Source organism: Paraconexibacter sp., from assembly GCF_059438195.1.
The window spans coordinates 1-7,033 of record NZ_JBLKKY010000112.1 but is presented as its reverse complement, the minus strand read 5'-3'; the positions used below and the strand labels follow the sequence as shown (position 1 = coordinate 7,033).

The window sequence follows — 7,033 nt, the reverse complement described above, 5'->3', positions numbered from 1 at the left end:
AGAGAACCACCAGCCTCCAAGGAGGACCGGATGAACAACGTGCTCAGGAACTACATCTAGGTCTCCCGGGCCCACCCACGACGAAGCCCCGCCGGAGCGGGGCTTCAGAAGAGGGTCGGTCCTTCGCTTGAACCAGTCGGGGCGCCCGGATTTGAACCGGGGACCTCACCGACCCGAACGGTGCGCGCTACCAGGCTGCGCCACGCCCCGAGGTCCCTGGAGTATTCCACGGACGGCGCCGGGGTGGCGCCGCGGGGTCAGGCCGCGGCCGTCACCTCGGCGACCATGTTCACGGTCTCGCGGCAGAAGGCCTCGAGGTCGTCCGGCTTGCGGCTCGTGATGAGGTGGCCGTCGACGACGACCTCCTCGTCGACCCACTCCGCGCCGGCGTTGCGAAGATCGGTCTGCAGCGACGGGAAGGACGTGAGCCGCCGGCCGCGGACGACGTCGGCCTCGACGAGCGTCCACGGGGCGTGGCAGATCGCGGAGACCGGGCGGTCGGCGGCGAAGAACGCGCCGACGAACGAGATCGCGCTCGGGTCCATCCGGAGGAAGTCCGGGTTCGCGACGCCGCCGGGGAGGACGAGCGCGTCGTACTCGGCGGGGTCGACCTCGGAGACGACGCGATCGACGGTGAACGTGTCGCCCGGGTCGAGGTGCTGATGGGCGCGGATCTCGCCCTCCTGGGTCGAGACGAGCTCGACGGTCGCGCCGGCCTCGCGGAGGGCCTTCGTGGGCTCCTCGAGCTCGACCTGCTCGACGCCGTTCGTCGCGAGGACGGCGATCTTGCGCTCCTTGAGGCGATCGGAAGTCATGGCGGCCGGTCCCCGGCGCGCGAGGGAGCCACACGCGGACGCGCCCGGCTGCCGCCCCGCGCGTCGCCCCGCCTCGCGCCGGGAACAGCTCGATTCTCATGGCCGTCCCGCCCCCACAGCGCCGCTCCCGCGTCCGCCGCGTCGACCCGACGGGCCCCGGCTGGACGGTCCGCCGGCGCGGGAAGGGCTTCGAGCTGCTCGACGAGCGCGGTCGCACGATCCGCGACGGCGAGGCGAAGGCCCGCGTCGCGTCGCTCGCGATCCCGCCCGCATGGCGCGAGGTGTGGGTCTGCCCGGACGAGCGCGGGCACGTCCAGGCGATGGGCGTCGACGCTGCCGGCCGGCGGCAGTACCGCTACCACGACGCGTTCGTCGCACGCCGCGCCCGCGAGAAGTTCCGGGCGACGATCGAGTTCGCCCACACGCTCCCGGACCTCCGCGCGCGTGTCGAGGAGGACCTCGCGGGACCGGACCGCGAGGAGACGACCGTGCTCGCGTGCATGACGCGGCTCCTCGACCGCGGCTTCTTCCGCATCGGCAGCGAGAGCTACGCCTCGCGCCACGGGACGTTCGGGCTCACGACGATGCTCAAGCGCCACGTGACGATCGTCGGCGAGGACGTCCTCGTCTTCGACTACACGGCCAAGCACGGCAAGCGGCGGGTGCAGCACGTCGTCGACGAGCGCTCCGCCGAGATCGTCACGACGCTGAAGCGGCGCCGCAGCGGCGGCGACCGCCTCTTCGCCTTCCGCCGCGCCCAGGAGTGGGTGCCCGTCCGCGCCGGCGACCTCAACGACTACCTCCGCGACGCGACGGGCCTCGAGGACGCCTCCGCGAAGTCCTTCCGCACCTGGAACGCGACCGTGCTCGCCGCCGTCGCCCTCGCCGTCGCGGAGCCCGCCGAGGGCGCGAGCGGGCGTGCGCGCGACCGGATCGTCCGCCGCGCCGCCGACGAGGTCGCCCGCTACCTCGGCAACACCCCCGCGGTGTGCCGCTCCGCCTACATCGACCCGCGCGTCATCGACCGGTGGGAGGCCGGCGAGACCGTCCGCGAGGCGATCGAGGATCTCACCGCGATCGGAGACCCGGGCGGGATCGCGACCCACGGCGAGGTCGAGCGCGCGGTCCTGAAGCTGCTCGCCGGCTAGCGGTCCGAACCGGCGATCGCGGTGAAGTAGCGGATCGCGAGGCCCGTGACGAGCGTCTGGAAGGCCGTCTCGAGCGACTCCCCGTCGGCCTCCGCCCATCCCGCGAGCCCCTCCCGCTCGATCGCGACGCTCTGCTCGAGCACGTCGTCCACGAGGTCGGGATGCCGGTCGCAGAAGTACGCGCCGATCGAGTAGAGGCTCGACTCGGTGAGTGACTCGAGGAGATCACCCTCGTGCTCGGCCGCGGCGGACACGGTCTCTACCCGAGGCCGAGCCCGGAGTCCGCGCCGGAGACGTCGCCGGTCACCTCGCCGACCGGGGCGGTGACGGTCTCGACGACGGGCTCGACGACCGCCGGCGCCTCGGCGACCCTCCCCACCACCTTCTCGACCGGAACGGCCGCGACCGCCGCCTCGGCGAGTGCGCGGAGCCGGCGCGAGAGGCGCCCTCTCAGGCGCTCGCCCGAGCCGGTCGCGTCGTCGATGGCGAGACCCGCTGCGCTGTCGGCGAGGGTCTGGGGGAGCGCCCCGACCGCCGCCGGGACGGGAGGCGCAGCCGACGCCGGAGCAGCGAGGGACGGCACGGCCTCGCCGCGCGGGGGCGCCTCGGGACGACGGTCCGTGCCGCCCGACGGACGCGCCTGCTGGGGCGCGGGCGCGACGGCCGCCGCGGGGATGGTCACCGACCGGACGACCTCGGGCGCGGGCCTCGGCGTCGACGGCGTCGAGGCCCGGTCCCCGCGGACCTGGTCGAGCGCCTCGGAGATCGACGCCGGCGGCCGGAGGCCGTCGAGGCCGAGTCGCTCGAGCCCGCTGGCGCCGGCGCCCGCGCCAACGGCGACGACAGCGGCGGCGGCGACGGCCTTCGCCCAGCCGGCGAGGGCCGGGTCGGCGAGCGCGGAGAGCTGCGCGCCCCACTGCCCGAGGGCGCTTCCGCCCGACGGTCCGGTGGCGACCGCCGAGCCGACGGGGTCGCTCCCGCCGAGCCGGCGCCGGAGCGCCTCCGGCAGCGGCAGGACGCCGGCGACCCACGCCCCGGCGGCGCGGGAGCCTCCGGAGAGCGGGACGCCCGCCCGGAGCGCATGGCGCCGGCAGGGCTGGCAGTGGGCGACGTGCTTCGCGAGCGTGCGGCGGTCGCGCGCGCCGAGACGGCCGACGCCCGCCGCGTCGACGGTGTCGCGCACGAGAGCGCAGCGCGCGCCGGTCGAGAGCTCCTCGTACTCCTCGCTGAGGCGGCGGCGTGCGCGGAAGAGCGTCGACTCGACCGCCGAGCGCGTCATGCCGAGGCGCTCCCCGATCTCGTCGTAGGTGAGCCCCTCGAGCTCGCGGAGGACGAGGATCCGGTGGTGGGTCTCGGTGAGCCCGCCGAACGCCCCGCGGAGATCGGCGAGCGACTGCTTCTGATCGACCGCGTCCTCGGGCGCGAGCGCGCCGCACGCGGCCCACCGCGCCCGCACCTCGCCGCCCCCGGCGACGCCCGCCGAGTCGGAGGCGTCGGCGTCGAACGACACCTCCTCCGCACGCGCGGCGCGGCGGAAGTGATCGATGCACGCGTTCTTCGCGATCTCGTAGATCCACGGCTTGAACGCGATCCGCTGCTCGGTCGCCCGCATGCGTCGCAGCGCCGAGACGAAGACCTCCTGGACGACGTCCTCGGCCCGCCCCGCGTCGCGTACCGTGCGGCGGACGTACGCCGAGATGCGGCGCTCGTACCGCGCGTACAGCTCCTCGAACGCGAGGTCGTCTCCGCGCCTGACGGCGGCGACGAGCTCGTCGTCCTCGAGCGCTCCCGTGAGCCGTGCGCTCGGCACGGCGGTGATCACACTGACGGCCATCGGCTCCGTTCCCCTCGCGCGGTTCCTGCGATCCGTCCCGTCGACCGCGCTGTACCGCGCGTGACTCTAACCGCGATCGCACCCCGCGAACAAGCGCCATCCGCGAGGATCGCCGCACCATGGCGCTTCTCCCCGACCTCATCGCGGCGTGTGACGAGCTGCTCGAGCCGCACGCCTTCTCCGACTACGCCCCCAACGGCATCCAGGTGCCGGGCCCGACCGAGATCCGGTCGATCGTCACCGGCGTGAGCGCGACGGCCGAGCTCATCGACGCCGCGGCCGAGCGCGGCGCGGACCTCCTCCTCGTCCACCACGGCGTCTTCTGGAAGGGCGACGACCTCGCGCTCGACCCGGTGCGCGCCGGGCGCCTGAAGGCCCTCTTCACGCACGACATGGCGCTCGCCGCCTACCACCTGCCGCTCGACGGCCACCCGCGGATCGGCAACAACGCCCTGCTGGCGGACGCCCTCGGCTGCGTCGACGCGCGGCCCTTCGGGCATCACGGCGGCACGGCGATCGGGATCGCCGCGTCGTTCCCCGGGGACGGCGTCTCGACCGCCGACCTCGCCGCCCGCGTCCAGGACGCCTGCCACGGCCGCGAGCCGCTCGTCTTCGACGCCGGCCCCGACCCCGTGCGCACGATCGGGATCATCTCCGGGGCGGCCGGCGACCACGTCGTCGAGGCCGCCGACGCCGGGCTCGACGCGTTCGTCACGGGCGAGCCCGCGGAGCGCCATATGGCGATCGCCCGCGAGCGCGGGATCACCTTCGTCGCCGCCGGCCACCACGCGACCGAGACGCGCGGCATCCGGGCCCTGGGCGAGCACCTCGCCGAGCGCTTCGGCACCGCCCACGAGTTCGTCGACGTCTGGAACCCGATCTGAGACACGAGTCGCCGCTCATCGGGCATCCGACGCACCGCCAACCGGTGTCGATCTTGAGGAGATTTTGATTGAAGGCGTCCGGAACCCCCGGTACCTTCCTCCCAGTCATGTCGTGATCGTCACAACACCCCTGGAGGTACCGCTCCGATGGCCATCCACCTGACGCCCACCGAGCTTGCTCGCGAGACGGGACTCGACCGCCGCGATGTCATCTCGAAGTGCATGGAGCTCGGGGTGCCGATCTTCCAGGGACGGATCGACAAGACGCTGTTCATGGCCAGTCTCCACCAGCAGTCGGTGGAGCGCGCCACCGCCTCCGCGTAGCGTCGAGGCGACATCCGGGCGCACGCGCGCGTGTGCGCCCCGTCCGCCCTCCTCTCGACGCGGGGGCCACTAGCATCATCCCCGTCAACGTCGAGGAGGAGAGGTCGATGGAAGCAGGAACGGACGTGGGCACGGGCTCGGCGACGATCGCCGACCTGCTCGGACTCGCAGTGCAGAAGTACGGCGACCGGCCGGCGGCGACGCGGAAGGTCGGCGACGAGTGGAAGACCGTCACCTTCGCGGAGGTCGGCGGGATCGTCAGCGAGGTCGGGCGCGGCCTCATCGACCTCGGGATCGCTCCGGGCGATCGCGTCTGCATCCTCTCGAACACGCGCCCCGAGTGGACCTACGTCGACTTCGCGATCGCGACCGCCGCGGGCGTCGTCGTCCCGATCTACCCGACGAACTCCCCCGAGGAGTGCGAGTGGGTCGTCGGCAACTCCGAGGCCGCCACCGTCGTCTGCGAGGACGCGAGCCAGGTCGCGAAGATCGTCGAGGTCCGTGACCGTCTCCCGAACCTCCGCCACATCGTCGTCATGGAGGCCGGCGGCGACACCGCCGACGCGGTGACGCTCGACGAGCTGCGCGAGCGCGGCCGCGACCGCGACGAGACCGAGCTCGCCGAGCGCGCCCGGGGCGTGACCAAGGACGACCCGTTCACGTTCATCTACACCTCCGGCACGACGGGGCCGCCGAAGGGCTGCGTCCTCTCCCACGGGAACTACCGCGCGATCCTCGACATGTGCGAGGAGATCGACGTCCTCGAGCCCGATGGCGAGCTCACCTACCTCTTCCTCCCGCTCGCCCACTCGTTCGCGCTCCTCATCCAGCTCCTCAGCTACGACACCGGCGGCGAGATCGCGTACTTCGGCGGCGACACGAAGCAGGTCGTCCCCGAGCTCATGCAGGTGAAGCCGACGTACCTCCCGTCGGTCCCGCGCATCTTCGAGAAGCTCTACACGAAGGCCCAGGAGCTCCTCCCGCCGCCCGTCATCGAGGGCATCGTCAAGGTCGGCGGCCCGATCCAGGACGCGAAGGTCCGCGGCGAGGAGCCGTCGGCCGAGCTCGTCGAGCGCTGGGAGGCCCCGCTCCCGGGTGACGACCAGGAGCGGTCGCTCTCGCAGATGGCGGAGTTCGTCCGCAACCTCTTCGGCGGGAACATCCGCCAGGCGGTGACGGGCGCCGCGCCGATCGGCAAGGAGATCCTCGAGTTCTTCTGGGCCTGCGGCGTCCCGGTCATGGAGGGCTACGGCATGACCGAGACCGCGACCGCGTCGACGATCAACACGATCGACCACCACAAGTTCGGCACGGTCGGCCGGCCGCTCCCCGGTGTCGAGTGCCGCATCGCCGAGGACGGAGAGCTCCTCGTGAAGGGCGCGAACATCTTCCAGGGCTACTACAAGAACGAGGACGCGTCCTGGGGCACGATCGTCGACGGCTGGCTGCACACCGGCGACCTCGGCTCGATCGACGACGAGGGCTACGTCTCGATCGTCGGCCGCAAGAAGGACATCATCATCACCGCGGGCGGCAAGAACCTCACGCCGGCGAACCTCGAGAACGACATGAAGGCGAGCCGCTGGGTGAGCCAGGCCGTCATGCACGGCGACCGGCGTCCCTACCCGGTCATGCTCATCACGCTCGACGAGGAGGAGATCGTCCCCTGGGCGCAGCAGCAGTCGATCGAGGACACCTCGATCACGGCGCTCGCTCTGCACCCGGAGGTCCACGCGCTCATCCAGGCCGAGCTCGACAAGGCCAACCAGAAGTACGCGCAGGTCGAGCAGGTCAAGCGGTTCTTCATCCTCGACCACGACCTCAGCCAGGAGACGGGCGAGCTGACGCCGACGCTCAAGGTGAAGCGCAACGTCGTCAACGAGCGCTACGCGGAGCGCTTCGACGACCTCTACTCGGGCTGACGCCCACGCTGGTGACCGGGGCCCGCCGCCTCCGCCGCGCCCGGCGCGCGCCCCGGTCGCCTACGCTTCAGTCGTGAGGACGGATCCCACCGACAACGGCGGCCTG

The 7,033-nt window shown here is 72.7% G+C and carries 7 protein-coding genes and 1 tRNA gene; 4 read left to right on the top strand and 4 right to left on the bottom strand.

Annotated features, from left to right (window positions below; translation table 11 throughout):
- Positions 1–136: 136 nt before the first annotated feature.
- Both ACME2J_RS21595 and ACME2J_RS21590 read right to left on the bottom strand, forming a co-directional pair.
- A tRNA-Pro gene (locus ACME2J_RS21595) sits at positions 137–210 on the bottom strand.
- Between the two features lie 47 nt (positions 211–257).
- On the bottom strand, positions 258–815 hold the full coding sequence (locus ACME2J_RS21590; RefSeq protein ID WP_495547015.1) for a type 1 glutamine amidotransferase domain-containing protein: 558 nt from the start codon (positions 813–815) through the stop codon (positions 258–260).
- A 98-nt stretch (positions 816–913) separates the two neighbouring features.
- Here ACME2J_RS21590 and ACME2J_RS21585 point away from each other — a divergent pair, with 98 nt between their 5' ends.
- Positions 914–1,963 (top strand): DNA topoisomerase IB, encoded by a 1,050-nt coding sequence (locus tag ACME2J_RS21585; RefSeq protein ID WP_495547014.1) that lies wholly within the window; start codon positions 914–916, stop codon positions 1,961–1,963.
- On the opposite strand, the gene ACME2J_RS21580 is transcribed toward ACME2J_RS21585, so the two are convergent.
- Positions 1,960–2,217 carry a hypothetical protein gene (locus ACME2J_RS21580; RefSeq protein WP_495547013.1) on the bottom strand — a complete coding sequence of 86 codons (258 nt, stop codon included), beginning with the start codon at positions 2,215–2,217 and terminating at the stop codon, positions 1,960–1,962. The genes ACME2J_RS21585 and ACME2J_RS21580 overlap by 4 nt on opposite strands.
- A 5-nt stretch (positions 2,218–2,222) precedes the next feature.
- Positions 2,223–3,797 carry an RNA polymerase sigma factor gene (locus tag ACME2J_RS21575; RefSeq protein WP_495547012.1) on the bottom strand — a complete coding sequence of 525 codons (1,575 nt, stop codon included), beginning with the start codon at positions 3,795–3,797 and terminating at the stop codon, positions 2,223–2,225.
- 119 nt (positions 3,798–3,916) lie between these two features.
- Here ACME2J_RS21575 and ACME2J_RS21570 point away from each other — a divergent pair, with 119 nt between their 5' ends.
- The 3 genes from ACME2J_RS21570 to ACME2J_RS21560 all read left to right on the top strand — a co-directional run bounded on the left by ACME2J_RS21570 (position 3,917) and on the right by ACME2J_RS21560 (position 6,927).
- Positions 3,917–4,681, top strand: coding sequence for a Nif3-like dinuclear metal center hexameric protein (locus ACME2J_RS21570; protein WP_495547011.1), 765 nt, complete (start codon positions 3,917–3,919; stop codon positions 4,679–4,681).
- 147 nt (positions 4,682–4,828) lie between these two features.
- Complete coding sequence (locus ACME2J_RS21565; protein WP_495547010.1) at positions 4,829–5,005, top strand: hypothetical protein; 177 nt, start codon at positions 4,829–4,831, stop codon at positions 5,003–5,005.
- Between the two features lie 107 nt (positions 5,006–5,112).
- Positions 5,113–6,927, top strand: coding sequence for an AMP-dependent synthetase/ligase (locus tag ACME2J_RS21560; RefSeq protein WP_495547009.1), 1,815 nt, complete (start codon positions 5,113–5,115; stop codon positions 6,925–6,927).
- Positions 6,928–7,033: the final 106 nt, after the last annotated feature.